Origin of the sequence: Actinoplanes sp. CA-030573 (assembly GCF_050951115.1) — a bacterium.
GTDB lineage: Bacteria > Actinomycetota > Actinomycetes > Mycobacteriales > Micromonosporaceae > Actinoplanes.
Genome location: NZ_CP192038.1, coordinates 1315709 through 1340895, shown reverse-complemented (window position 1 = coordinate 1340895; position 25187 = coordinate 1315709). Strand labels below are relative to the sequence as shown.

Annotated in this window: 20 protein-coding genes and 1 tRNA gene; 7 read left to right on the top strand and 14 right to left on the bottom strand. The window is 72.3% G+C overall.

Annotated features, from left to right (window positions below; translation table 11 throughout):
- Positions 1-51: 51 nt before the first annotated feature.
- Complete coding sequence (locus tag ACQP2F_RS06135) at positions 52-1710, bottom strand: copper resistance protein CopC (RefSeq protein ID WP_433301455.1); 1659 nt, start codon at positions 1708-1710, stop codon at positions 52-54.
- A gap of 104 nt (positions 1711-1814) precedes the next feature.
- On the opposite strand from ACQP2F_RS06135, the gene ACQP2F_RS06130 reads away from it, so the two are divergent.
- The 6 genes from ACQP2F_RS06130 to ACQP2F_RS06105 all read left to right on the top strand — a co-directional run bounded on the left by ACQP2F_RS06130 (position 1815) and on the right by ACQP2F_RS06105 (position 5457).
- Positions 1815-2363, top strand: coding sequence for a sigma-70 family RNA polymerase sigma factor (locus ACQP2F_RS06130; protein WP_433301453.1), 549 nt, complete (start codon positions 1815-1817; stop codon positions 2361-2363).
- A gap of 107 nt (positions 2364-2470) precedes the next feature.
- Entirely contained in the window at positions 2471-2938 is a 468-nt protein-coding gene (locus tag ACQP2F_RS06125) for a MauE/DoxX family redox-associated membrane protein (RefSeq protein ID WP_433301451.1), read from the top strand.
- Entirely contained in the window at positions 2935-3687 is a 753-nt protein-coding gene (locus ACQP2F_RS06120; protein WP_433301449.1) for a DsbA family protein, read from the top strand. The genes ACQP2F_RS06125 and ACQP2F_RS06120 overlap by 4 nt, the downstream gene beginning before the upstream one ends.
- Entirely contained in the window at positions 3684-4646 is a 963-nt protein-coding gene (locus ACQP2F_RS06115; protein ID WP_433301447.1) for a hypothetical protein, read from the top strand. The genes ACQP2F_RS06120 and ACQP2F_RS06115 overlap by 4 nt, the downstream gene beginning before the upstream one ends.
- Positions 4643-5119, top strand: a complete 477-nt coding sequence (bcp, locus tag ACQP2F_RS06110) for a thioredoxin-dependent thiol peroxidase (protein WP_433301445.1) — start codon at positions 4643-4645, stop codon at positions 5117-5119. Before ACQP2F_RS06115 ends, bcp begins: the two co-directional genes overlap by 4 nt.
- A 254-nt stretch (positions 5120-5373) precedes the next feature.
- A tRNA-Leu gene (locus ACQP2F_RS06105) sits at positions 5374-5457 on the top strand.
- 8 nt (positions 5458-5465) lie between these two features.
- On the opposite strand, the gene ACQP2F_RS06100 is transcribed toward ACQP2F_RS06105, so the two are convergent.
- Complete coding sequence (locus tag ACQP2F_RS06100; protein WP_433301444.1) at positions 5466-5960, bottom strand: DinB family protein; 495 nt, start codon at positions 5958-5960, stop codon at positions 5466-5468.
- 10 nt (positions 5961-5970) lie between these two features.
- Positions 5971-6504 (bottom strand): TetR/AcrR family transcriptional regulator, encoded by a 534-nt coding sequence (locus ACQP2F_RS06095; protein WP_433301442.1) that lies wholly within the window; start codon positions 6502-6504, stop codon positions 5971-5973.
- Positions 6505-6527: 23 nt separating this feature from the next.
- Between ACQP2F_RS06095 and ACQP2F_RS06090 the strand changes: the two genes are divergently transcribed.
- Entirely contained in the window at positions 6528-6962 is a 435-nt protein-coding gene (locus tag ACQP2F_RS06090) for an SRPBCC family protein (protein WP_433301440.1), read from the top strand.
- On the opposite strand, the gene ACQP2F_RS06085 is transcribed toward ACQP2F_RS06090, so the two are convergent.
- The 11 genes from ACQP2F_RS06085 to ACQP2F_RS06035 all read right to left on the bottom strand — a co-directional run bounded on the left by ACQP2F_RS06085 (position 6963) and on the right by ACQP2F_RS06035 (position 25093).
- On the bottom strand, positions 6963-9011 hold the full coding sequence (locus ACQP2F_RS06085; protein WP_433301438.1) for a S8 family serine peptidase: 2049 nt from the start codon (positions 9009-9011) through the stop codon (positions 6963-6965).
- Positions 9012-9259: 248 nt separating this feature from the next.
- A complete protein-coding gene (locus ACQP2F_RS06080) occupies positions 9260-10339 on the bottom strand; it encodes a hypothetical protein (protein WP_433301436.1) in 1080 nt (359 codons plus the stop codon).
- A complete protein-coding gene (locus ACQP2F_RS06075) occupies positions 10323-10811 on the bottom strand; it encodes a hypothetical protein (protein WP_433301434.1) in 489 nt (162 codons plus the stop codon). Before ACQP2F_RS06075 ends, ACQP2F_RS06080 begins: the two co-directional genes overlap by 17 nt.
- Positions 10812-10820: 9 nt before the next feature.
- Positions 10821-11732, bottom strand: a complete 912-nt coding sequence (locus tag ACQP2F_RS06070; RefSeq protein WP_433301432.1) for a multicopper oxidase domain-containing protein — start codon at positions 11730-11732, stop codon at positions 10821-10823.
- Positions 11733-11741: 9 nt separating this feature from the next.
- The gene (locus ACQP2F_RS06065; protein WP_433301430.1) at positions 11742-13691 is read right to left on the bottom strand and encodes a multicopper oxidase domain-containing protein; all 1950 of its coding nucleotides are present in this window, start codon (positions 13689-13691) and stop codon (positions 11742-11744) included.
- A 10-nt stretch (positions 13692-13701) separates the two neighbouring features.
- A complete protein-coding gene (locus ACQP2F_RS06060) occupies positions 13702-14943 on the bottom strand; it encodes a multicopper oxidase domain-containing protein (RefSeq protein ID WP_433301428.1) in 1242 nt (413 codons plus the stop codon).
- Positions 14940-20072 (bottom strand): hypothetical protein, encoded by a 5133-nt coding sequence (locus tag ACQP2F_RS06055; RefSeq protein WP_433301426.1) that lies wholly within the window; start codon positions 20070-20072, stop codon positions 14940-14942. Before ACQP2F_RS06055 ends, ACQP2F_RS06060 begins: the two co-directional genes overlap by 4 nt.
- A gap of 89 nt (positions 20073-20161) precedes the next feature.
- Complete coding sequence (locus tag ACQP2F_RS06050) at positions 20162-21220, bottom strand: sensor histidine kinase (protein WP_433301424.1); 1059 nt, start codon at positions 21218-21220, stop codon at positions 20162-20164.
- Complete coding sequence (locus tag ACQP2F_RS06045; protein WP_433301422.1) at positions 21192-21860, bottom strand: response regulator transcription factor; 669 nt, start codon at positions 21858-21860, stop codon at positions 21192-21194. The genes ACQP2F_RS06050 and ACQP2F_RS06045 overlap by 29 nt, the downstream gene beginning before the upstream one ends.
- 178 nt (positions 21861-22038) lie before the next feature.
- Positions 22039-23538, bottom strand: a complete 1500-nt coding sequence (locus ACQP2F_RS06040) for an FG-GAP repeat domain-containing protein (RefSeq protein WP_433301420.1) — start codon at positions 23536-23538, stop codon at positions 22039-22041.
- 67 nt (positions 23539-23605) lie between these two features.
- Positions 23606-25093, bottom strand: coding sequence for an FG-GAP-like repeat-containing protein (locus tag ACQP2F_RS06035; protein WP_433301418.1), 1488 nt, complete (start codon positions 25091-25093; stop codon positions 23606-23608).
- Between the last annotated feature and the right edge of the window lie 94 nt (positions 25094-25187).

Below are 25187 nucleotides of genomic sequence, written 5' to 3'. Positions count from 1 at the left end.
ATGACAAGGGCCCGACGGAAAGCCGCCGGGCCCCCGGAGAAACCGGATAAATCAGGAAATGTTGGCGGTCATCGTCAGCGTCTGCTCGTCGATGTCGCTGGTGCGGGCCGTGAACTTGAACGTCCACTGCCCGGCCGACGGCAACGCGATGTCGCCCACGGCGTGGAAGTCGGTGATCCGCAGCAGCGGGATCGCAATCGGCTCGATGCCCTTGGACGCGAGCGCCGCCGTACCGGTCCATTCCACGACCGTCAGCGGCTTGTTGTCGGGCGTGTACGCGTACAGGTGGATGGAGTTGTTCCCGACGGTGGCCGGGAAGATGTCCACCCGCAGCGCCATCGTGCTGCTGGTCAGCGTCTGTGACACGGTGCTGGTCGTGTCGACGGTCGAGGCCGCCTCGGCCGTGCGCGGCGGCGCGATCTGCACCAGCGCCGCGGTCACCCCGAGCACCACCGCCGTGATCGCCAGCTCGACGCCGACCACCCGGCGCAGCCCGCGCGGCTCGGTCTCGGCCTGCTTGGAACGCACCAGCCGGCGCGACCACCACGCGACGCCGAGCACACACGCGGCGAGTGCCACCTTGACCAGGATCAGGCGGCCGTACGTGCTGTTCACCAGCCCGTCGAGCGTGGACACCTCGATGAGGGCCTGGATGACGCCGGCCAGGATCAGCGCGCTCACCGCGGTGGCGGCCCAGCGCGACCAGATCGGCAGGATGGCGGCGAGCTCGCGTTCGTTGGCCTGGCGCAGCAGGAAGCCGACCAGCATGACCAGGCCGCCGAGCCAGACCGACATGGCGGCCAGGTGGATCGCGTCGATCACCACCGAGACGCCGGCCACCGGTGACGCCGTCGGGTGCCCGGTCAGCGGCCAGGTGGCCAGCGCCGCGACACCCAGCACGCCGAGCAGGGCGAGGTCGGTCCTGGATTCGCCCGAGCCTTTCAGCAGCGGCCGCAACAGCATGGCGGCGGCGCAGAGCACGCCGAGACGCACCAGCATGACGGCGCCGAACGTGCTGCCGAGGACGTCGCGGAGGTCTCCCACCCGTACGTCGGAAAGGCCCGTCCCGAGCGAGTAGGGAACCTGCAGCCAGATCGCCATCAGGGTGCTGAACGTGACCAGGCCCATGCCCGTCCAGATCACCCGGGACGGACCGCGGCGGCTGAGCCGGTGCGGCCACAGCAGCGCCAGCACCAGCGCCGGCCCGACCAGGAGCACCAGTCCCGCGTACCCCAGATATTTGCCGACCGGGATGAGCGCCCGGACCACCGGGTCGACCTTGGTGTCGTCGACCGCCGCCGTGGGTGGCGCCGAGGCCGCGCCCACCGAGTAGGTGATGCTGCCACCGACCGGGTGACTGTCGGCGGAGATCACCCGGAAGCTCACCAGATAGGTACCCCGGCCGCCGCCCGAGCGCAGCGGGATCGTCAGCATCGCGCCGTTCACCGTGGGCTCGCCCTGGTCGGCGCGGGAGCCGTCGGGCGCCAGGACCTGGATCTTGCCGGTGACGATCTGGACCGACTCGCTGAAGGTCAGGGTCACCTTGTTCGGCGCGTCGGGCACGATCGTGCCGTTGCCGGGGTCGGTGGCGACGAGCGCGGCGTGGGCGCTGGCCGGCGCGGCCGGGCCGAGCAGCACCAGGAAGAGCCCGATCAGCAGCCCGAAGCCACCGGCGAGAAGCCGACGACAATCAAAGGTCATGCGCGCCATGGTCCCCGATCCGGTCAGAAGCTCCCACGGGCGGGTAGTCGCCCGTGCGGCCCACATGGTTCCAGAAGGCGCCGACAATTCTGCTCCGCGTACCATGGCCGACCATGACGGAGGGTGAGAACGGCCCGGATCCCACCACATTGCTGGCGATAAGGGCCGGGGCGGGTGACCCCGCGGCGCAGGCGGCGTTCGTACGCGCCACCCAGCCCGAGGTCTGGCGGTTCACCGCCGCGCTGGTCGACACCGGCGCCGCCGACGATCTCACCCAGGAGACCTATCTCCGCGCGTTCAAGGCCCTGCCCGGCTTCGAGGGCCGCTCGAGCGCGCGCACCTGGCTGCTCGGCATCGCCCGCCGCACCTGCGCCGACCACCTGCGGGCCGTGGTGCGCCGCCGCCGGCTCGACGCCCGGCTCGCCGCCGAGGCCTGCACCGACCTGCCCGCGCCCGACCCGGCCCACCGGCTGAGCACCGCCGACCTGCTCGGCCACCTCAGCGAGGAGCGGCGCACGGCGTTCGTGCTGACCCAGGTGCTCGGCCTCTCCTACGCCGAGGCCGCCGCCGTCGAGGACGTGCCGGTCGGCACCATCCGCTCCCGGGTCGCCCGGGCCCGCGACGAGCTGGTGACCGCGGTCGCCCGGGCGCGCGCCGTGTGAACGTCCAGCTTGTTCCCAGACAAACCACAGTCGGATGAGGGAACCTGGCGGCTGAGGATTTCGACTAACAGGGCGTGACGATGGAAACGAGGCAGTTGTCTGCCCGGATGACGGCTGCCTGGCCGTGGATCTCCACGGTGGCGCGGCTCGGCCTGGCCGCGGTGTTCCTGACCGCGGGCGCGCTCAAGGTCGGCGATCTGGCCGCGTCCGGCCGCGCCGTCAACGCGTACAAGCTGATGTCGTACGACACCGCCAAGGTGGTCGGCGCCGTCCAGCCCTTCCTCGAGATCGCGCTCGGCCTGCTCCTGCTGATCGGCCTCGCGGTCCGGCTCAGCGCCGCGATCGCCGCCGTGGTCCTGGTGATCTTCATTGCCGGGATCGTGTCGGCGTGGGCCCGCGGGCTGCAGATCGACTGCGGCTGCTTCAGCAAGGGCGGCGACCTGGCCGCCGGGCGCACCGCGGAGTACGGGCGGGAGATCCTGCGCGACGTGGGCTTCCTGATCCTGGCCGGGATCCTGCTGGTCAAGCCACGCACCCGGTTCTCACTGGACGGTCTTCTGATGGGGGAGAGATGAGCAAGGGCAACCGGGGGCGGGACCGGGCCGCGGCGCGGAAGATCGTCGAGCAGCAGAAGGTGGCGGCCAGGCGGCGCCGGGTGACGATCTGGACCTCGGTCGCCGTGGTCGCCGTGCTGCTGATCGCCGGGCTGATCGGCTGGGGCGTCTACGCCAACCAGCAGCACAAGACCGAGGCGAGCAAGGCGGCCACGCCGAGCGTGGCGGTCGACGACGGCACCGCGTTCGCGGTCGGCACCGGGCCGGTCACGATCGACCTCTACGAGGACTTCATGTGCCCGATCTGCCACAACTTCGAGACCGCCAACGCGGACACGCTGAACACGCTGGTCTCGGAGAAGAAGGTGACCGTGCGGTACCACCCGGTGGCGATCCTCGACCCGGCCTCGAACGGCACGAAGTACTCGACCCGCTCGGCCGGTGCGGCGGCCGCGGCCGCCGAGGGCGGGAAGTTCAAGGAGTACCACGACGTGCTCTACCAGAACCAGCCGCCGGAGAACAGCGACGGCCTCGACAACGCGCGGCTCATCGAGCTGGGCAAGCAGGTCGGGCTGGGCGACGCGTTCGCGCAGGCGGTCAACGCCGGGACGTACGACAACTGGGCCACCCGGAACACCGACACGTTCTCGGCCCGCGGCTTCACCGGCACCCCGACCGTGGTCGTCAACGGCAAGCAGCTGCAGGGCGCCAACGGCTCGGTGCCCACCTCGGACGATCTCACCAAGGCCGTGGCGGCGGCCGCGGGGTGAGACGTCTCGCCCTCCTGGTGACCGTGGCCGGCGCGTTCCTCGCGCCGGCCACGCCCGCGTTCGCGCACGGTGGGGACGCGCCCGACGCGACCGCCTACCGCACGACGGTCACCGGGATCAGCGCGCCGGAGAAAGGCCTCACCGTCCGTACGGTCGAGGCCGGGGCGCGGCTGGAGCTGAGCAACACGACCGGGCACTCGGTGGAGGTGCTCGGCTACTCCGGCGAGCCCTATCTCGACGTCCGCCCGGACGGCACCTGGCAGAACGTGAACTCCCCCGCCGCGTACGTCAACCAGACCTTGACCGGCGAGACCCCCGTGCCCGCCACCGCCGATCCCACCGCGCCTCCCGCCTGGCGCCGCGTCTCGACGGCGACCACCGTGCGCTGGCACGATCAGCGCACGCACTGGCTGAGCCCGGGCCGTCCGCCGGCGGCGAGCGCCGATCCAACCCGCGCGCACCGCCTCCGGGACTGGACGGTTCCGCTGCGCGTGCAGGCGCGGACCTTCGCGGTCACCGGCACGCTCGACTGGGTGCCGCCGCCGCGCACCGGGCTCTGGTGGGGCCTCGCGGCGGCCGGCGGCGTCCTGCTCACCGCCCTGCTGATCAAATGGCCGGGCTCGGTGCGGCCGGTCGCGCTTCTCGGTGGTCTCTTCCCGCTCGCGTACGCCCTGAGCACCGCCCTCGACGGAACCGGTCCCTTCGTGGTGCTGATCGTCGTGGGCCTGATCGCGCTCGCCGCCGCCTACCGGCACCCGCCGTTCTTCCTGGCTCTGGCCGGGGCTTGTCTGCTCATCTTCGCGGGCCTGGCCGAGACGGCCGTCTTCCGCGGAGCGGTGTTGCCGGTCTCGGGGCCGGGCTGGCTCGCGCGTACGTGCGTGGCCTGTGCTCTGAGCGTGGGCGCCGCACTCACCGTGACCGGAGTCCTTCGCCTGCGCCGGTCTATCGTCGTCGCATGACTGAGACCGCCCGACTCTCGGCCGGCGACGCCGCGCCCGAGTTCTCGCTGCCCACCGACAACGGCGACCGGCTCACGCTGAAGGATCTGCGTGGCCGCAAGGTGGTGCTCTACGCCTACCCCGCCGCGATGACCCCCGGCTGCACCACGCAGGCGTGCGACTTCCGCGACTCGCTGGCCTCGCTGCAGGCCGCGGGCTACGAGGTGGTCGGCATCTCGCCCGACGCCCCGGCCAAGCTGGCCAAGTTCCGCGAGCGCGACGCCATCACGTTCCCGCTGGTCAGCGACGAGGACAAGAGCGTCCTGACGGCGTACGGCGCATACGGCGAGAAGAAGAACTACGGCCGTACGGTGATGGGCGTGATCCGCTCGACGTTCGTGATCGACGAGAACGGCGTGATCGAGCATGCCCTCTACAACGTGAAAGCCACCGGCCACGTGGCCAAGCTCCGCCGGGATTTGGGAATCGACTGAACATTTCCGAAGATCGCCCGCGTTCCGGCCGATCATTCGATCACGACCACCGGTCTCTCACACCCACGGCGGCCGTCACGCGGCCCGATCCGCGAGGCGGCCGCCGTGCTCGCTCCTGCCCGCTCGCGCTCGCTCCTGCCCGCTCGCGCTCGCTCCGATGAGCGCGGCGGCGTGCGGCCGCGCGGCGGCCGTGACCGGGGGTTGACCTGCGACCGTCTAGACTCTCCTCAGCGTTCGCCCCTGGGGCGACACGGGCGGAAGTGGCGTAATTGGCAGCCGCGCTGGGTTTAGGTCCCAGTGCCCGAGAGGGCGTGAGGGTTCGAGTCCCTTCTTCCGCACCGCAAGATCAGCGACCGGTCACGCCGTCGATCAGCTCGCGCAGGATGTCGGCGTGACCCGCGTGGCGTACGGTCTCGCTGGTCACGTGGGCCAGCACCCAGCGCAGCGTGCGCGGTTCGTCGCCCACCGGCTGCGCGCTCAGCGCCTCCGGCCCGGCGGCCGCCCGCAGGTGGGCGTCGCTCTCGGCGATCGCCGCACGGTAGCCGGCGATGACGTCCTCCGGCTTCCGCTCGGGCGCGACCACCATCTCGAAGTCGACGTCGGCCCAGCGCGGGTCGCCGGCCAGCGTGTAGCCGAACCAATACCGCTCGGCGTCGGTCAGGTGCTGCACCAGGCCGAGCAGCGTCGTGTCCGACACGACCAGCCGCCGCCGGAGCTGCTCCTCGGTCAGGCCGTCGACCTTCTTCAGCACGCAGGCGCGGGCGAAGGCGAGGAACGCCAAGGCCGTGTCCAGTTCGCCGTCGTCGTCGAGCGGCACGCGCTCCCGTTGTGTCTCGAGCATGACCACGACCTTAGATCCGCTCGGCCAGGCGCACGAACAAGGCGTACGCCTCGTCGACCTCCTCGCGGGGCGCACCGGCCAGCAGGTCGAGCAGCAGCCCGCGGGTCACCGCCACGCCCAGGCGCAACGCGGCGCGATCGGGCTCGACGCCGACCGCGGCCGCCACCGCCGACGCGTCCCGGATCCAGGGCGCGGTCAGCCCGTCCCGCATGTCCGCCGGCGGCCGCGTGGCGAGGGCGGCCACCTCGAAGAACAAGCGCACGAACGGCCGCAGCTCGGGGCTCGACACCCGCTCCCACAGGCCGGTCATCACGTCGCTCGCGCTGCCGTCCGTCATCGCGCCCATTGCCGCCCGCTGCCGAGCCTCGACCGCGCCGACGATCGCCGCGAGCAGGCCCTCGCGCGAGCCGAAGTGGTAGAGCAACATCCGGTGGCTGGTGCCGGCGCTCGCCGCGATCTCGCGGAGGCTGCGGTCGGCCAGCCCGTCCCGGGCCACGGCTTCCATCACCTTCGTGAGCAGCGCCTCACGGGATTCACGGTCCATGTACCAAATGGTACAGTGCCTTCATGTACCGGGAGCACAGCACCGTCATCAGCGCGCCGCCGTCCCTGGTCTGGCGCCTCACCACCGACGTCGGCCAGTGGCCGTCCTTCATGCCGACCGTCCAGAGCGTCACGCCTCTCGATCCCGCCCCGCCGCAGGTCGGCGGCCGCGCACGGGTGAAGCAGCCCGGCCAGACGGCCGCCGTCTGGACCGTGACCACCCTGACCCCGATGACCGAGTTCACCTGGGAGACCACGCGGATGGGCCTGCGCATGGTCGGCCGTCACCGGCTCACCCCGGAGGACGGCGGCACCCGCAACACCCTGTCCATCGAGGTGACCGGCCGCGGCGCCGGCCTGTTCGGCGCGCTCTTCGGCGGCATGATCGCCCGGGTGCTCGGCCGGGAGAACGCGGCCTTCGAGCGGGCCGCGGCCGCCAGCCAGGTCACCGCCGACTGATCAGCGGACCACCAGCGTGGCGCTCGCCTGATGTTGGACGGCTCCGGCCGTACCGGTGATGCGCAGGGTGTAGGTGCCGCGCGCGGTGGTCGACGTGGTGGTGACGCGCAGCTTCGACGTGCCGGGCACGGCCGCGGGGTTCGGCGTCACGGTCGGGGTGATGCCGGGGGGCGCGCCGGTCACCGCGAGGGTCACGGGCGCGGTGAAGGTGCCGATCGCGCTGGTCGTGACGGTATAGGTGGCCGTCTGGCCCCGGGTGACGGTTATCGAGGCCGGCGAGACCGAGAGGGCGAATCCGGGTGGGGGCGTGATGGTCAGGCGGGCGTACGCCGTACGCGTCAGTCCGCCCCCGCTCGCCGCGACGGCTAGGAGATAGGCGCCCGGGGTGACCGAGGTGGTGGTCGTGATCGCGATCTGCGCGCCGGTGATCGCCGCCGGCGTGCCGGTGATCGTCGCCGACGCGCCGGTGATCGTTGCCGGCGTGCCGGTGATCGTCGCCGACGCGCCGGTGATCGTCGCCGACGCGCCGGTGATCGTTGCCGGCGTGCCGGTGATCGTCGCCGGCGCGCCGGTGATCGTCGCCGACGCGCCGGGCGGGAGGCCGGTCAGCGCGAGCGTGACGCCGGCCGCGAAGCCGTTCACCGGCGTGACCGTGACCGTCAGCGTCGCCGGTTCGCCGGGCGCGATCGTCGGCGCCGACGGGGAGACGCCGACGGTGAAGTCGGGCGCGGTGGCGAGCCACTGATAGGCGGCGGGGGCGTCGACCCGGCCATATCCGTACGCGTTGTCCGGCCCGATGTCGCCGAGGTCGCCGCCCGTGGTCTCGAGCGCCGACTGCAGGCGATCCGGGCTCAGATCCGGGTAGGCGCCGAGCAGCAGCGCCAGGACGCCGGACACGTGCGGCGCCGCGACCGAAGTGCCGGTCGCGTCGAGGTAGCCGCCGTAGAGGTCGGTGGTCCGGATGCCCACGCCGGGCGCGACGAGCCGGGGCTCGGTCCGCTGGTCGCAGGCGGACGGCCCGCGGCTGCTCGACGAGTCGACGACGCCGGCACCGTCGATCGAGCCGACCGCGAGCGCCTCGGGAAGATTGGCCGGGCTCAGCACGGTGCCGGCCGCGCTGCCGTAGTTGCCGGCCGAGAACACCGGGATGATGCCGGCCGCCCGCAGGTTGCGCAGATCGGGCTGGAACTCGGCGTTGCACCCGGCCGCCGACCCGGTCCACGAGGAGTTGACGACGTCGGGCGCATCGGCGGTGGCCGGGTTGCCGTCGGGGTCGAGCAACCACTGGAATCCCTTGTGGATCGCCGAGGTGGAGGCGACGCCGCGATCGTTGAAGACCTTCACCCCGATCCACCGGGCGCCGGGCGCGACGCCGAGCCCGGTGCCGCTCGCCGCGCCGCCGACGATCACCCCGGCGGTCGCGGTGCCGTGCCCGCTGACATCCGTGGGCACGGTTGGGTGCTCGCCGTTCGGGTCGTACCAGCTGTTCGCTCCGCCGCGCCAGCTCCCGGCCAGGTCGGGGTGGCTCGCGTCGACGCCGGTGTCCATGACGGCCACCACTGCGCCCTGCCCGGTCAGACCGAGGTCCCACAGAGCCGGGGCGCCGACGGCGGTGACGTTGGGTCCGGTCGGCAAGGCGGAGGTGGCGGTCGCGGCGGAAATGGCGCGGGCGCCGGTCGGGCTGTGCCCGGCGGCGATGGTCCGCCCGGCGGGCATGCTGTGCCCGGCGGGCGCGCTGTGCCCGGCGGCCATGGTCCGCCCGGCGGGCATGCTGTGCGCGGCGGGCGCGCTGTGCCCGGCGGGCGCGCTGTGCCCGGCGGCCATGGTGGGCGCGGCGGGTATTGCGGCTGGAACGAAATCGGTGGCGTCGGGGTCGATCCGGGCGACTTCCGGGCGTGCGGCGATCTCGCGGACGACCGAGGGCGCGGCGGTGATCGCGATCGCGTTGACGACCCACAGTGGACTGGTGGCCGTTACCAGGCCCTGCGCTCGCCGCCGGCGCAGGAGGCCGAGCAGGCCGGGCTGGTCGGCGCTCGCCCGCGACTTCAAGGCCCGAACCAGCGCGGACTGCCGCTCATGTCGGGAATGTCCGGCAATGCGAGCGGGGTCGACCTGGGTGCGCAGCCGCACGATGACGCTTTCAAAGCCGGGCGCGGCTTGCGCGGGCGCTGCTTGCGCGGGCGCTGCTTGCGCGGGCGCGGGCGCGGCGGGCGCTGCTTGCACGGGCGCGGGCGCGACGGACGCGGGCACGGCCGGTGCGAGCAGGGCAATCAACAGAGCGCGAGCAAGCGTACGCCTCATGGCGCGTCCTTCCCGATCTTCCGGTGCACGACGGCGAGCGCCAGCACGGCGAGCGTCAGCAGTTCGGCTCGGGGCAGCCGGGACGGGGGCGGAGCAGGGCGCGGCGCGGTCCAGGCGAGCGGAACCGTGAACCGCTCCCCCGCCCGCCGCACCGTGACGATCGCCGTGACCGCCGATCCGGCCGCCGGCGCGTCGAGAGTCCCGGCGAAGAGCCCGGACGCACCGCGGAACAGCGGCACCGCCCGCCCGCCGAGGTCGAGGTCGACGCGGTCGATCGGTGCCGGCGGCGGACGGCGCCCGCTGGCGGTCCGGACGGTGACCGTCCCACCCGCCTGCCACACCGAGACCGTGAGATCGCCGACCACCCCGGCCCGCAGCACCGGCGCCGGCGCAGCCACCGGCGGCGCACCCAGCCAGCCCGCCGCGCCCACGACGAGACCGACCGCAATCAGCGGCCCGGCGTGCTCCCGCAGCGAACCGGCCACGACCCCGTTGTGGACAGCCGGCCGAAATTGTCGTACCCGGGCCGTAACTTCACCCCACCCAGTAACGGGTGGGGGACGGTTAGCAGAATCAGCCGGGCCGCGGATCACAAGCGAAGCGGGAACCCCGCTCGAATCGCGGACCGTGAGCTGGGCGACCGCGTACGCGGCGATGCCGCCCACCGGCGCGAAGACAACCGCCGGCTCCAGCGCCGCGAGCACCGCCACCAGAACGGCCACCACCACGGCCACGAACGCGAGCAGCCTTCGGCTCGGCCGGTCCCGAGCCACTCCGGCCAGCAGGGCGAGCGCCGCGATCACCGGCCACGGCCGGCCCAGCACCGCCGCCAGGACCGTCGCCAACGCGCCCGTACCGGCGGCCAAGGTCAGCACAACCCGGCGCGCCGCCGCCGGTGCACCGGGCGCCGGGAGGGCGACCAACGCGACGATCAGCCCCTCGACCAGCCCGGCGAGCAGGCACGCGAACAGCCACCTGAAGGCGGCATCGTGGGGCGCGATGTCGCCGAACCGTTCCGCGACCTGCCCGCCGGGGGTCCCGGGGGTGGCCAGGGTGAGCTCACACCACCCGCACATGCTCGACCTGCGCGTTCCCGAGCAGCACGGTGACCCGGGCGCCGCGCCGCACCCAATTGCCGGGGTTCTCGAAGACCAGGTAGTAGGTGACGCCGGCCCGGTAGTCGCCGCTGTGCTCGTGGTTCATCAGCAGGTCGCGCACGATCAGGCCGGAGCCCTCGTCGACCACCGCGGGCGGGGTGGCCGGGTCGTGCAGCGCGTGCGCCCGGTCCGGGTCGACCACCCGGAACCGCAGGTCGACCAGGCCGCCGCCGCCGGAGACCGCGACCCGGGTGATGGTCACGCCGCTGGCCTGGCCCAGCTCGTCGGCGGCCACGGCCGGACGCACCCAGCCGGCCGGCGCGGGGACGGCGGAAGCGGCGGGGGCGGCCGGCGACCGGGCCACGTGCCAGGCCCACAGGCCGGCGACGGCCAGGACCACGCCGGCGACGGCGCTGCCCAGCCGCACCCAGGTCGATGGCGATGCCTTCACGGCGACCCCTCAGTGATGGATGAAGATCAGCATGCCGCCGCCGGTGGCCGGCTGCGGGCCGGCGCCGGTCTGGGCGCCGTTGGTGACATGCTGCTGCCGGTTGTAGAGCGGGAAGCCGTGCGGGCTCGGCCCGGCCCCGGACGGGACGGTCACCAGGATGTCCTCGCTGGCGCCGGCCGGGATGGTCTCGGCCGTCACCTCGACGTCGCCGGCGATCGGGCGGGCGTCGCGCGCCACCACCCGGCCGTGCGTGCCCAGCATCGCCATCGTGGTGTTGTCGTAGCCCGCGTTGAGGTAGCGCAGCAGCAGCCGCTGACCGCCGGCGGCGGTGATGCCGGGCGCGGTGTCCGGATAGGACTTCCCGTTGACCAGCCAGTAGGTGGCCCGGTAGGCGTGCAGGTCGAAGGTGTCGGGTGCGGCGTTGAAGGCCGGATCCACCGCGCTCAGCACGAGGGGCGCCTCCACGTCGTAGTCGGGCGTCGCCGGGCGGACGATCAGCGCGCCGTACAGGCCCATCGCGACCTGCCGGCCGGCGTCGCCGCCGCTCTGATAGAGGTACGTGCCGGGCGCCGTCGCCGTGAAGGTGCGGGTGACCGTGCCGCCGGGCGGCGCCGAGTCCGGGCCCGGCGCGAAGTCGATGCCGGGGATCTCGAGGCTCACCGTGTGGCCGGCGGGCAGCGCGTTGGTGACGCTCAGCGCGACCGTGTCACCCACGTTCACCGACAGCACCGGGCCGGGCAGCGCGGGGTTCGCGCAGCCGCTGGCGAAGCCCCAGATCGGGACGCTCGCCCCGCCGGCCAGGGTGGCGGCCCCGGACACGGCGCACAGGTTGATCGTCACCGCCGCGGCCGACGCCGGGCTCGGTGCGGCCAGGCCGGCCGCCACCAGCGCCAGGACGAGCGCGCCCTTCCGTACGTGCATCGCCGTCTCCTAAGGGGCGTCGTAGGTGAGCGCCAGCAGGTTTCCCCAGGTGGAGAACACCGCCGGGGCGGGGGACGTGTACCGCTCGGTGTGCACCAGGACCCGGACCTGTCCCCCGTTGAGGTAGGCCGCCGCGGCCGGCAGGCTCCAGGTCGCGCCGACGTCGGCGGACCCGACCGACTGCGGCTGGGCCGGCGGTGGCGGCAGCGTGACCCAGCCGGGCGAGGCCGGCGTCGAGCACCCGGCCGCGCCGCCCACCGTCCAGTCGCAGATCTTCACGGTCTGCTGCGGCAGGTTGGCGGTGAGCGCGGTGCAGGTCGTGGCGGTCGTCGTGGCACAGTTCGCGCCCTTGTAGGTCACCCTCAGGTGCTGGGATCCGGCCGGCACGCCGGTGAAGCCGGCGGTGAAGTCGGTGGCCAGGGCGGTGACCGCGGCGCCGCTCGCGTGCGCGGCCGCGGTGGTGCCGAGCTGCCCGCGCTGCACGGTCCAGGTCGTGGTGCCGGCGCCCGCGGTGACCCGCAGCACCTCGTTGTCGAGCCGCACGTAGTAGCCGGCGGCGGCCGGGAAGCCGGTGGCCGAGGCGACGGTGATCGACGTCTGCGCGGCGGTGGTGGCGGTCGGCCGGGTGGTGGCGCGCGGGTTGACGGCGTAGTAGCTGGTGTCGTCGGCGGCGAGCCCGGCGACCGTACCCGACTTGAGCACGCTGCCGAGCGGCGTCACCGAGGTGGGCGCGGCGAAGCATCCGCCGGGCGGGTCGACCCGCAGCAACGTGGCCATGCCGCCGAAGCCCTGGTCGAAGTTCGTGAACTCGTTCAGCGCGTGGCTGTGCCAGGGGAAGTACCACTCACCACAGATGTTCTGGCTGACGACCCCGCTCGGCAGCGCACCTTTGTGGCCGAGGTACGGGCTTCCGGCGTACCACGTGTTGGCGTCCTTGAAGAAGACGTCCCGGAAGTTCGGCGGTGGCACCGGCAGCGGGTTGGTGACCTGGTCCCAGCCGTCCTGGTCGTCCCAGCGCAGCAGGAAGTCCTCGGTCTGGCCGGCCCCGATGGTCTCGCCGAAGTGCTCGGTCGCGGCCGGCAGCAGGCGGCCGTCCTGGGCGATCTGGCTGGTGTGGTTGCCGTGCGGGTGGAACGGATGGTTCGAGGCGCCCACATTGATCATGCGGATGAGGGCCGGCGCCGACGTCGGCGTAGTCGGCTGGATTCGGACGAGAGCGCCGTACGGCTGGTTCGGCAGCAGGCTGGAGCCGTTGTCCTGGATGGTGTCCGGGAACTCGCGGCCGTTGACCGCGAAGTAGCGGTCCTGGCGGGCGTTGACGTCGTACGTGCCGCCGGTCTCGACGGCGTGGTGCAGGTCCGAGTCGATCTCGCTGAGCAGCAGCAGGTACTCGCGGGACGGGTCGAACGCGGTGCTGGGGCCGTAGGCGAGGGCGGCCCCGGCCGACGGGCGCACGACCAGCGCGCCGTACAGGCCCATCTCGAGCTGCTTGGCGATGTCGGAGCCGCTTTCGTAGAGGTACGTGCCGGGGCTGCCGGCCACGAACGAGTAGCGCACCGTGCCGCCGTTCGCCGCGGCCTCGGTGGTGAGCAGGCCGGGGCTGCCACCGGACGCGGTGACCGGCTGGTCCTGACCGGGGAAGACGATCGAGGCCGGCTCGGCCAGGTTGTCGGTCAGGTTGACCACGACGGTCTCCCCCTGGGTCACGCACAGCACCGGGCCCGGGCTCTGGAAGTGGCCGCCGTCCTCGGCGTAGCTCCACATGAAGACGCTGTTGCCGTCCGGGGTGTCGATGTAGCCGGTCTCGGCCACCAGGTCGAACGTGTGCACGCCGCCCGCGACCGTGCCCGGTGTGCAGACCATGCCGGTCGGCGGGGCGCCGGCCGGGATCGCGGCGGCGGCGCCGGGCGCGAACAGGCAGCCGGCGGCGGCGAGCGTCAGTACGGCCGCGAACCTCATGGTGGCCCCCTCAGACATAGGTCTGGCTCACGACGGTCTGCGCGGGCAGGGGGCGGGCCGGGGCGTACACCCGGACCTCGGTCATCATGCCGCCCGGTCCCGGCGCCGGGGAGGCGAAGTTCTGCAGCTTGCGCCAGTCCCGGTTCTTGAAGAAGTAGACGTTGTAGGCGCCCCACGAGTCGGTGCCCGACGGGCGCGCCGCGTCGTAGGCGGGCGCGTCGAAGAGCACGTCGCGGGCCTCGCCCGGCCCGAGGTAGAGGGTGCTGGTCCAGTACGCGGCGGACCGCAGCGGCGACGCGTCCTGCCCGATCACGTGCAGCGGGATGCCGGGCAGCTGCATGCTGTGCTGTTGGTACCCGAGGTTGGCCAGGCGCAGCAGCACCCGCTCCCCCGGGTTGACCTGGATCAGCGCCGAGTTCGGCTGGCTGTGGTCGAGAGCGCCGTCGTAGTTCGGGTTCGGCGTGCCGATCCGCAACGACGCCGGCAGCGACGGGTCGTCGTTGGGCAGCACCGTCATCGGGTAGGGACGGCCGTTGAGGGTGAACCATTGCGGGTCGTAGTCGGTCGGGATGGTCTCCTGGATGTCCCGGTCGCCGTCGTGGAAGTCGCGCCACAGCTCGTTGAGCAGGATCGCGAAGTGCCGGTGGTAGCCGGTGGAGCCGTCCCCGTCGTTGTACGCGAACCGGGTGAAGCCGCCGATCGAGGTGCCGTCCTGCCGGGGCCGGACGAAGACGATGCCGGTCATGCCCATCTGCACGTGCTCGACGTCCTCGAAGTGGCAGTGGTACATGTACGTGCCCTCGCGGTGCGGCCGGTAGAAGTAGGTGAGCTGCTTGCCGACCGGCACCGCCACCGACACCTCCGGCACGCCGTCGTTGAGCGGGGTCGGCAGGTCGAAGCCGTGCCAGTGCACGGTGTGCGAGTCGACCAGGTCGGGCCGCTGGACGAAGCCCAGGTTGGTGAGCGTGATCTTGATGTCGTCGTCCTGCCGGAAGTCGAGCGTCGGCGCCGTGTGCTGCGCGTGCCCCTTGTACGTGCTGATCAGCTGGGCCACCGACAGCGCAGGGCTGACCGGCACGAAACCGAAGACGTACAGCGGGTTGCCCTCCCGGCCGGGCACCGAGATGTAGCCGTCGGTGGCGACCAGGGACACGCCGGTGGTGGCCGCCCCGGCCGCGCGCGCGTCGCCGACGAGGGCCCCGGCGGCGAGCGTGCCCGCCGCCCCCCAGAGGAATTCCCGGCGCGTGATCACGGCAGCCTCCTCGGTCCGATGATGGTCGCGAACAGCGGCACCGGTATGCCGGGGCGTTCGTCGGCGCCGAGGTCCCACGGGGTAAAGACGCGGGTCGAGACGAGGTTCGGCCGGAACCCGCCGTCGACGTCGACGTTGGGCGCCGCGATCGCGGTGGACGCGCAGGCGGCGATGGTGGCGGGGACAGGCGTGTTCGAGCACCGCACGCCGCGGTCGAGCACGCCCGAGCCGGCCGCCAGGTGGTAGTCGCCGGTGAGTCCGACCGGCGGGTCCTGGCCGGTGATGGTGACCGCCGCGGTCTGCGGGTCGAGCCGCGAGCCGGAGACGGTGAGCTCGTCGACGAACGGCGCCACGAAGCCGGGGTTGGTCCCGATCAGGTTGCCCTGGCCGCCCGGCACCGCGCGCAGCACGCCGTCGGGCCCGAGGTTCTGCCCGTTGGTCAGGTCGGAGTAGCGGGGCGTGAACGTGTCGGTGTTCGTCAGCGTGCCGTGGACCTCGAAGTCGATGAAGCCGCGGTCGACGAGCGTCGCGCCCGGGCCGGGCTGGCTGAGCGTGAACGCGTCGTTGTTCCAGAAGATGTTGTTGAACAGCGCGACCGGCCGGGAGAAGTCCGGCGCGCCGGCCGGCAGCGTGTCCTGGAACAGCGGGTCGTTGGCCTCGGAGGCCAGGCCGGCCGCGTGCGGGTTCCCGTCGGAGTCCTCGGACGACCCGGTCGAGACGTTGTTGGCCACGGTGTTGTTGACCAGCCGTACGTTCGAGGCGTCGTCGAGGGTGATCGCGCCGCCGAGGTCGGCCGCGCCGTTGTTGTCGATGAGGTTGTTCCGGATGTTGATCGCCGCCGTCAACGCGTCCAGCACGAAGATGCCGCCGCCGTCGTCGCCGGAGTAGTTGCTCTGGATCAGGTTGCGGTCCACGTCGACCGGGCCGGTGCCGGTGCCCAGCGTCCCGCCGCCGACCGGCAGCTCACTCTCGATGGCCAGGCCGGCGCCCGAGTCGACCGAGTCGTTGTAGTAGATCTGGTTGTCGTGGATCCGGCCGCCCGGGCTGAGCCCGATGTGGGACACGCCGGCGCCGTAGTTCACGCTGAAGTTCGAGCAGACGATGCTGCCGGCCACCTCGTACGCGTTGGCGCCGTTGAAGATCCCGATCCCGCCGGCCTGGGTGAGTCCGCCGTTGCCGATCAGCCGGTCGTTGGCGATCCGCACGTTGTAGTTGTGGTTGACCCCGTCGTCGTACGGCTGGCCGACCCCGATGCCGCCGGCCACCACGCCGCCGTTGTTCTCGAGCACGTTGTTGGTCAGCTGGATGTTGTTGATCGACGCCTGGAGCTGGATGCCGCCGGCGCCCTCGCCCTGCCCGGTGCTCAGGCCGATCCCGTCGATCCGGGCCTGGTTGAAGGAGGTGGTGGCGGAGCTGCCGATGTCGTACGCCGTGGTGGTCTTGGCCAGCACCGTGATGTCGGCGCCGCGCAGCACCGGATGGGCGGTGCTCACCCCGGCGTAAGGGGCGTGCGCGGCGACCGCGGCGTCGTAGGCCCCGGCGTTCTGCTGGAAGTACCGGCCGTCGATGACCGTGCCCGGGATGTTGAAGCGCGGGTCCTCGGGGTCGCGAGCCTGCAGCTCGTGGGCGGCCACGATGCCGCCGGGGCCGCGGCCCTGCAGCTTGAGCGGCTTCCACAGCAGGATGTTCTCGTTGTAGACGCCGGGCGCGAGGACCAGCAGGCTGCCGGCCGCCGCCGCGTCGATCGCGTTCTGCAGCGCGTGCGCGTTCGTCGCCGGCGCCGGGACGTTCACCACCGCCGGGTTGTACGTGACGGTGTTGGCCCCGGTGCCGTTGCTGCCGAACACGTGCACGGTGACGCCGTTGACGCTGGACACGCCGCCGTTGGCGTTCGCGGTGGTGATGGTCAGCTGCTTCGGCCCGGGCCGGAAGGTCGCGTTGGGCAGCAGGTTGGCGGCGGTGTTGGTGGCCGGCGGCGGCACGTTGAGCACGATCGTGTCGGGCGTGCTGCCGCTGCCCGGGGTCCAGCTCACGATGCCGCCGTTGGCCCGGGTGAGCGTCTGGGTCTGGCCGTTGCGGTCGTCGGTGAGCGTGGCGCGTACGCCGGTGAGCCCGGTCGCCGTGCCGGCCGCCCCGATGAAGTCGGCCTGCACCGTGACCTGCCGCGAGCCGGTGGCCGGCACGACCGGGGTCGAGACCTGGAGCAGCTCGGGCCGGGCCGGGACGGCCGGGTCCTCGCACGCCGTCCCGGAGATCGGGTCGAGCGGCAGGTCGAGCTGGGTGGTCAGGCCCGGCCACGACTCGGCCGGCGTGGTCGCGGTCAGCAGGTTGGGGTTGTAGGCCGCGTTCGGGTGCGCCTTGCTGCCCGGGTCGTCCACCTTGACCAGGTACATGCCGGGGCACGGGCCCTGGGGTATCGGGCAGTTGAACGTCTCGGTCGACGGCAGCAGCGCCTCGAACGAGCCGTCGGGGCTGGTCGTGACCGTGGTGAGCAGCCGCCAGTTGTTCTCGTCGGCGTCGACCCGGGCGTAGATGCCGACCGGGATGCCGGCGATCGGGCGCGGCTCGCCGTACCACGGCGACTGCGGGTTGCGCTCGAAGTAGATGTCGTTGAAGACCTGCCCCACGAAGCGGCCCGGCACCGCCACGTCGCCGACCCGGTTGTCGGCCGGATCCTCGCCGTTGGGGTCGGTCCGGAAGTTCGTCATCAGGTGGAAGTCGGCGTTGGCGTTCTGCCCGTTGGTGAGCACCACGAGCCGCTTGTCGCAGAGCGGGGCGTGGGCGCCGGGCTTGCCGAAGTAGACGCTGCGCGGCGTGAGGGTCGACTGGTCGATGACGTGGTCGTCGCCGGCGCACGGCGGCGGCGGGAGGGCCGGGGTGAAGGTGTTGCCGAGGTCGACGTTGACGTCCTCCTCGCGGACCGGCCGGTAGAGGCAGCCGGCGCCGCCGCCGGGCACGCCGCCCTTGGCCGAGCTGACCAGCGCGCCGCAGGCCCGGGTGTCGGCGGCGTCGGTGGGCATGATCGCGTGCGTGACGTAAGTGCCGGCGACCAGCGGTTGCGGGTCGCCGCCGCCGACGCAGGTGCCGTCGTCGGCGGCCAGGTCGTAGCCGCCCGGGCAGTAGTCGGCGAACGCGTAGCCGCCGTCGAACGCGCCGTCCTTGGTCGGCTGGCCGGCCAGCGGCACCTCCAGGCAGTTCGGCCCGATGCGCGGGTTGAACTGGGCGGTGATGTCGGTGCCGGAGAAGTCCCGGAGTGGGTTGCAGTTCTGGGTGAACGTGTTGCCGGCCGGCTGCTGCGGGTCCTGGCCGGCGTCCGGCTGCTGCCACTTGTCGGTCACGTACTTGTTGAGCACCACGTCGTCGGCGGTGTTGGCCACGCCGTCCGGGCCCGGGCCCTCGAGGTAGACGGTCACGCCGGGGACGGCCGGCTCGTAGTCCTCGTGGTTCTGGAAGCGGGCGTCGAACTCGTTGCGGGTGGTGGCGAAGTAGGTGATGCCGACGATCTGGCCGGGCGTGCCGGCCGGATAGTCGCGCTTGCCCCAGTCGACGGTGGCCCGGTGGCCCTCGAGTAGCTTCTGGTTGGTGAGCAGGCCGCCGCCCTGGTCGGTGGGTATGCACGGGTTGGCGGGCGCGGGTGCGGCGCAGGAGGGCGTCACGGCGCCGGTCTGCTCGTCGTGCACCGACGGGCCCGGGTACGCCGAGAAGCGCGCGAAGCCCTGCTCGTTGATGATCCACCGGCCCAGCGGCCCACCCTCGGCCGTCGGGTACTGGTAGTACCCGTGCGCGTCGGTGAAGGTCGCCTCCTTGATCGAGCCGTCCCGCCAGCGCTGGTCGACGTCGGTGTTGGCGAGCAGCGGCTCACCGGGGTCGAGCCGGCCGTTGTTGTTGGTGTCCTTGTAGACGTGCCCGTCGAGCCAGCCGAACCACCGGGAGACCCCGATGCCGGTCTGGCCGTCGTCGCCGGTGTCGTTGACGTCGACGCTCTGCCCGGCGGCCACCGTCACCGGCTTGAACCGCATGATGTAGCTCAGCTGCTCGTCCCAGATCGCCAGGTTGTAGCTGCCGGCCGGGACGTTCTGGATGTCGAAGTTGCCGTCGCCGTCGCCCTGACCGACGTAGACGGTCCGGTCGGTGGTCGCGTCGGAGAGCGCCACGAACGGGTTCTCCACCGGGTCGTTGTAGGTGCCGGTGGTGTAGGGCGCCCACTCGGCCCAGTTCCGCGCCTGCCCGGTGATCTCGCCGGTCCCGCTCGCCCCGAACGGCTGCGGGGAGCAGACGAAGCCGAACCAGTACGCGGTACGCGTGTTCGGCGGCTCCCAGAGCTGCTCGCCGGGGGCGCCGGTGCCGTCGCTGCCCTCCTCGACCGGGGCCAGCAGCTGCAGGCCGCCGTCGATCGTCGTGGTCTGGTGCCAGCGGCTGTCCGGGTCGTCGTTGCACGGCTTGTCCGGCGGGTGCACCTCGATGTAGTAGGTGGCCGGCCCGAGGTTGTCGATCTGCGAGAAGCCGTCGCCGTCGGTGAGGCACTGGCCGCCGCACAGCGGGTTGTTGTGGTAGTCCACGGTGACGTCGCTCTGGGTCTGCTCCTTGAGGTCGACCGTGAAGCCGTCGACGCCGCCTTCCTCGGTGTCGGGCGCGCCGTTGGTCCAGGCGTTGTCGTCGAAGACGAAGACCCGGATCTTGCCGAGCGGCAGCGGATGCGCGTCGCTGGCCTCGGTGAGGTCGATCCGCGCGGTGGCCGAGCCGTCGGCGGTGGCCGGGTTGGGCAGGGTGAGGTAGGCGCCCCACATCTTGTGGTTCAGGGAGCGGGCCGAGATCAGGTAGCGGCCGGCCGGCAGGTGCAGCATGGTGCGGTCCTGGTCGCCCTCGGCCACGATCGGGCTGTTGCTCTCGGTGCTGAGCGCGAGCGGGTCACTGGGCAGCCGGGTGTTGTCGACGTTGACGAGGTAGTTGAAGTTCGTCAGCGGCTGGCCGCTCGCGAAGTCGCGCACGTCGACCGTCACGGCACAGCCGCCGGACGGGCACGAGGTCGCGGCCGCCGCGGGCCGGGCCGTCACCACCGGGGGAAGCAGGGCCACCACGATTGCGACGGCCGACATCCCGGCCAGTAGGCGCCACCGTCGATCCCGCATCGGACCCCACCTCCCGCGCGCGACGCACCGGCCGGTGTGCCGGGCGCATCAGGCCGATGATGAAGCGACCGGCACGTGGGGTGAGCGGCTCATGACAGAACTGTCATGCGTCCGTCATGGACGGTCGCGCCGCGCGGGAACTCCATCCGCACGACGGTGCCGCCGCCGGGCGGTGTGGTGATGGTGAGGCGGCCGTTCCACGACCGGACGACGGCGCTCACCGTGGCCAGGCCGAGGCCGGTGCCGGAGGCGGTGACCCCGAGCCCGTCGGCGCCGAGCGCGGCCAGCCGGGTCAGGCTCTCCGGCGACATGCCCGGCCCCGAGTCGGTGACGGTGACCGCCCAGGTCTTCGGGTTGCCGTCCCCCTCGACCGCGATGACGTCGCCGGGCTCGGTGAACTTGATCGCGTTCTCCACCAGGCTGTCCACGGCGGCCTTGAGCCGCTCGGGGTTGAACGACGCCCGGCCGACGGCCGAGCGGATCCGCCACTCCCGGTCGGCGGCCGGTCGCCAGCGGTCGACCATGGCGATCAGCGCGGCGTCGACGTCGGCGATCTCGCGGACGTCGGCGCCCTCGAGCTGCACCAGGGTCACCAGCCGGTGGGTGATGCCGGCCAGCCGGTCGAGCTCCTCGATCACGATGGTGCAGTCGGCGATCAGCGACGGGTCGCCGGTGGCCGACCGGAGCAGCTCGGCGTAGCCGCGGGCGACCGTGATCGGGGTGCGCAGCTCGTGCGAGGCGACCCGGACGAAGTGGTCGCGGGCCATGGCCCGGCGGCGCTCGGCCTCGGCCAGCCGCTCGATCTCGGCGGTCAGCTTCTGGCGCCGGCGCACGTGCCAGACCATGACCACGAAGACCGCCGTCATCAGCGGCACCTCGGTGGTCTCCTCCCAGCCGATCGCGCCCGCGGCGGCGTGGTGGACCAGCACGTACCCGGTGCTCACGGCGACGACGGCCAGCACCGCGAGCATCGGCCGCAGCGGCCAGGTGACCAGGCCGTACACCACCGAAAGCCCGATCCACACCAGGTGGAAGGGAATCGTCTCGGCGCCCGGCAGCACGTACATCAGGCCGAGGTTGAGCAGGCCGGCGCCGACCAGCAGCGGGATCAGCAGCGGGCTAACCCGGGATGAAGCGGTAGCCGACATTGCGCACCGTCTCCACGCGATCGGGGTCGTCGAGCTTGCTGCGCAGCCGGCGCACGTAGACGTCGACGACGTTGCTGCCGGGATCGAACATCATGCCCCACACGTCGGCCAGCAGCTCCGAGCGCGTACACGCCTGGCCGACCCGCTCCATGAGGTGGCGCAGCAGCAGGAACTCGCGGAACGACAGGTCGATCTGCCGCCCGCCGACCAGGGCCCGGTGCAGCCGCAGGTCGAGGCTGATCAGCCCGACCGCCAGCCAGCGCCGCTGGGCGCCGGGCGCCGGCGCCTGCATCCGGGTGCGGACCCGGGCCACCAGCTCGGCCATGGCGAACGGCTTGCCCAGGAAGTCGGTGGCGCCGGCCTCGAGACAGGCGACCCGGGCGCCGATTTCGGGCACCGCCGAGAGCACGAAGACGCGCTGCCCGGGCCGCGCGCGGACGATCTTGTCGAGCACGGTCGCGCCGTCCACGTCCGGCAGCATGAGATCAAGCATGATCAGGTCGAACTCGGCGGCCAGGGCCGTCTCGAGCCCGTCCGTCCCGGTCGCGGCCCGGTCGACCACGTGGCCCTCGGCCCGCAGCGCGCGCCCCACCAGCCCGGCGATCCGGTCATCGTCTTCCACCACGAGCACCCGCCCCACGGGCCACCTCCGTTGGTGATAGCGATGAACTTACGAGCCTCCTGCCGCCCACCCAATATTGATGCGATTGATTCGACCGTTCGGTCGCACGCGCGCGCCCGAACGGCGTAGCGGCCACGTCCCCAATGGGCGTAATGCCCGGGCCGCGGCCGCGACCCGGGCATCGTCGGCGCCGGTGTCAGGAGGCGAAGTACAGGCGGCCGAGACCGTCCGGGATGTCCATGCCGTGGTAGCGGCCCCAGCCCGAGCTGACCGAGCGGCCGCCGTCGAAACCACTGCCGGTGTTCAGGCGTACGGAGACGTCGGTGCCGCTGTGCACGATCATGTCGGTCCGGTGGTCGCCGTTGAAGTCGGCGAAGTAGAGCCGGCCCAGGCCGTTCGGCACCTGCAGGCCGTGGTACCGGCCCCAGCCCGAGCTGACCGACCAGCCGCCGTCGAAACCGCTGCCGGTGTTCAGGCGCACCGAGACATCCGTCCCGCCGTGCACGATCAGGTCGGCCCGCCCGTCACCGTTGAAGTCCGCGAAGTACAGCCGGCCGAGACCGTCCGGGACGTCCATGCCGTGGTACCGGCCCCAACCCGAGCTGACCGAGCGGCCGCCGTCGAACCCGCTGCCGGTGTTCAGGCGCACCGACAGGTCGGTTCCGCCGTGCACGAACATGTCGGCCCGCCCGTCACCGTTGAAGTCGGCGAAGTAGAGGCGGCCGAGACCGTTGGGGATCTGCATCCCGTGGTAACGGCCCCAACCGGAGCTGACCGAGCGGCCGCCGTCGAAACCGCTGCCGGTGTTCAGGCGTACGGAGATGTCGGTGCCGCTGTGCACGATCATGTCGGTCCGGTGGTCGCCGTTGAAGTCGGCGAAGTAGAGGCGCCCGAGACCGTCCGGGACCTGCAGGCCGTGGTAGCGGCCCCAGCCCGAGCTGACCGACCGGCCGCCGTCCCAGGCACTGCCGGTGTTGAACCGTACCGAGACGTCGGTGCCGCCGTGGACGATCATGTCGGCCCGGGCGTCGCCGTTGAAGCTGTCGTAGTGGCCGTCGGTGGCGTAGTCCCAGACCGCGTCCACGATCTTGGCGGCGTCGCCGGACTCCGGGGCATAGCGTTCGGGGTACGCCGAGACCTGCACCGCCTGGCACACCTCCCCGATCGGCGCCGTCTGCCACGCGTTGCCGGGGTACTTGTCGATCATCTTGTTCAGGAACGCGTTGGTCGCCCAGATCGGGTCGGTGCGCTGGGCCGCGCTGCCCCACGAGGCGCGCTGCTGGAACAGGCCGAGGCTGTCGTGGTCGACCGCCACGTCGTAGTTCTGGAGGGTCGACTCGACGATGGCGGTGGTCACCGCGATGACCGCGGCGCGGCGGGCGAGGTTGCGGTCGCGGACCGCCTTGGTGATCATCCGGGCGCAGGAGACCCGGTACGCGGTCATGTACCCGTCGAGCTTGCCGGTGAGCGTCTTGTTCAGGTCGGTCGCCAGGTCGCCGTCGGCGCTGGTCGCGCCGTTGTCGTCGCACGGGACGCTGGAGATGGCGGCGGTGACGCTCTGGGCGGCGGGCATGCTCGGGGCGGCGGGCAGTGGCGGGTCGGTGGCGGCCCGGGCCGCCGGTGACATGGTCAGGATCAGCGAGCCGGTCGCCAGCGCCACGGTCAGCAGCCGGCGTACGGGTCGGGTGGCAGTCATGGGATCTCCCGGAGAAAAGGGGCTGCCGGGCCCGGGGGCGGGGGCCCGGCAGCCGCGCGAGGGGACGTCAGGAGGCGAAGTAGAGGCGGCCGAGACCGTCCGGCACCTGCAGGCCGAAGTAGCGGCCCCAGCCCGAGCTGACCGACCGGCCGCCGTCGAAGCCACTGCCGGTGTTCAGGCGCACCGAGATGTCGGTGCCGCTGTGCACGATCAGGTCGGCCCGGTGGTCGCCGTTGAAGTCCGCGAAGTACAGCCGGCCCAGACCGTCCGGCACCTGCAGGCCGTGGTAGCGGCCCCAGCCCGAGCTCACCGACCGGCCACCGTCGAAGCCGCTGCCGGTGTTCAGGCGCACCGACAGGTCGGTTCCGCCGTGCACGAACATGTCGGCCCGCCCGTCACCGTTGAAGTCGGCGAAGTAGAGGCGGCCGAGACCGTTGGGGATCTGCATCCCGTGGTAACGGCCCCAACCGGAGCTGACCGAACGGCCGCCGTCGAAACCACTGCCGGTGTTCAGGCGTACGGACAGATCGGTCCCGGAATGCACGAACATGTCGGCCCGGCCGTCGCCGTTGAAGTCCGCGAAGTAGAGGCGCCCGAGACCGTCCGGCACCTGCAGGCCGTGATAGCGGCCCCAGCCCGAGCTCACCGTGCGGCCCCCGTCGAAACCGCCGCCGGTGTTCAGCCGGACCGAGACGTCGGTGCCACCGTGGACGATCATGTCGGTCCGGTGGTCGCCGTTGAAGTCGGCGAAGTACAGCCGGCCCATGCCGTCCGGCACGTCCATGCCGTGGAACCGGCCCCAGCCCGAGCTGACCGACCGGCCGCCGTCCCAGGCACTGCCGGTGTTGAGCCGCACCGAGACGTCGGTGCCGCTGTGCACGATCATGTCGGCCCGCGCGTCGCCGTCGAAGCTGTCGTAGTTGCCGTCGAGGATGTTGTCGTACCGGACCGGCGTGTAGAGGCCGGCGTTGCCGCTGCTCCAGGTTCGCTCGATGGTGCCGGCGCTGCCCGTCTGCTCGATCACGACCGGCTCGGTGTGCGCGGAGTTCGACCACTTGACGAAGAGTGCGACGTGGTTCTCGTCCTTGTCACCGGTGTGCCGCAGCAGGGCGTCGCCGGGCTGCAGCGAGGACCGGGCGATCACGTACGACCGTTCGTCGAGATTGCCGGTCCAGAACGCGTCGCCCCGGCCGCCCAGGCCCCAGGCCATCGAGACGAAGCCCGAGCAGTCGGTCCGGTAATCGCCGAGGCTGTTGCGGTAGCACGCGTACTGGCTGTAGGGCACGCCACCGACGTTCAGCCAGGTGCGGGCACGGCTCAGCACCTGGTCGCGGGTCAGCGACAGGTCGTCGTGGCCGTTGTCGTCGCACGGTAGCGGCGTCGTGCTGACGGCGGCGAGCGAGGCGCTCGACGACGCCGGCGGCAGGCCGGGATACGACGGCAGTGGCGGGTCACCAGGCGTCCCCCCGGCCGCCGCGGCCGGCGTTCCCGGCGGCCCGGCCACCAGAGCCAGCGCCGCGACCACCCCCATCGCAAGTCCCCGAAGCTTGTTCATCTGTCTGGACCTCCCCTTCCAGGCGGGCGACTGGGGCGCCCGGCACGGAAAGCATGGGGTCGTTCGCTCTACGTTCACTGGAGGGCTGAAACCC

What these genes read in the sequence shown, in the direction of transcription:
- ACQP2F_RS06095 (WP_433301442.1), bottom strand. Translation starts at nt 6,504, where the DNA reads ATGGACCGTGAATCCCGTGAGGCGCTGCTCACGAAGGTGATGGAAGCC.
- ACQP2F_RS06130 (WP_433301453.1), top strand. Translation starts at nt 1,815, where the DNA reads ATGACGGAGGGTGAGAACGGCCCGGATCCCACCACATTGCTGGCGATA.
- ACQP2F_RS06065 (WP_433301430.1), bottom strand. Translation starts at nt 13,691, where the DNA reads ATGAGGTTCGCGGCCGTACTGACGCTCGCCGCCGCCGGCTGCCTGTTC.
- ACQP2F_RS06100 (WP_433301444.1), bottom strand. Translation starts at nt 5,960, where the DNA reads ATGCTCGAGACACAACGGGAGCGCGTGCCGCTCGACGACGACGGCGAA.
- ACQP2F_RS06050 (WP_433301424.1), bottom strand. Translation starts at nt 21,220, where the DNA reads ATGTCGGCTACCGCTTCATCCCGGGTTAGCCCGCTGCTGATCCCGCTG.
- ACQP2F_RS06080 (WP_433301436.1), bottom strand. Translation starts at nt 10,339, where the DNA reads ATGTGCGGGTGGTGTGAGCTCACCCTGGCCACCCCCGGGACCCCCGGC.
- ACQP2F_RS06120 (WP_433301449.1), top strand. Translation starts at nt 2,935, where the DNA reads ATGAGCAAGGGCAACCGGGGGCGGGACCGGGCCGCGGCGCGGAAGATC.
- ACQP2F_RS06035 (WP_433301418.1), bottom strand. Translation starts at nt 25,093, where the DNA reads ATGAACAAGCTTCGGGGACTTGCGATGGGGGTGGTCGCGGCGCTGGCT.
- ACQP2F_RS06070 (WP_433301432.1), bottom strand. Translation starts at nt 11,732, where the DNA reads ATGCACGTACGGAAGGGCGCGCTCGTCCTGGCGCTGGTGGCGGCCGGC.
- bcp (WP_433301445.1), top strand. Translation starts at nt 4,643, where the DNA reads ATGACTGAGACCGCCCGACTCTCGGCCGGCGACGCCGCGCCCGAGTTC.
- ACQP2F_RS06125 (WP_433301451.1), top strand. Translation starts at nt 2,471, where the DNA reads ATGACGGCTGCCTGGCCGTGGATCTCCACGGTGGCGCGGCTCGGCCTG.
- ACQP2F_RS06090 (WP_433301440.1), top strand. Translation starts at nt 6,528, where the DNA reads ATGTACCGGGAGCACAGCACCGTCATCAGCGCGCCGCCGTCCCTGGTC.
- ACQP2F_RS06135 (WP_433301455.1), bottom strand. Translation starts at nt 1,710, where the DNA reads ATGGCGCGCATGACCTTTGATTGTCGTCGGCTTCTCGCCGGTGGCTTC.
- ACQP2F_RS06040 (WP_433301420.1), bottom strand. Translation starts at nt 23,538, where the DNA reads ATGACTGCCACCCGACCCGTACGCCGGCTGCTGACCGTGGCGCTGGCG.
- ACQP2F_RS06055 (WP_433301426.1), bottom strand. Translation starts at nt 20,072, where the DNA reads ATGCGGGATCGACGGTGGCGCCTACTGGCCGGGATGTCGGCCGTCGCA.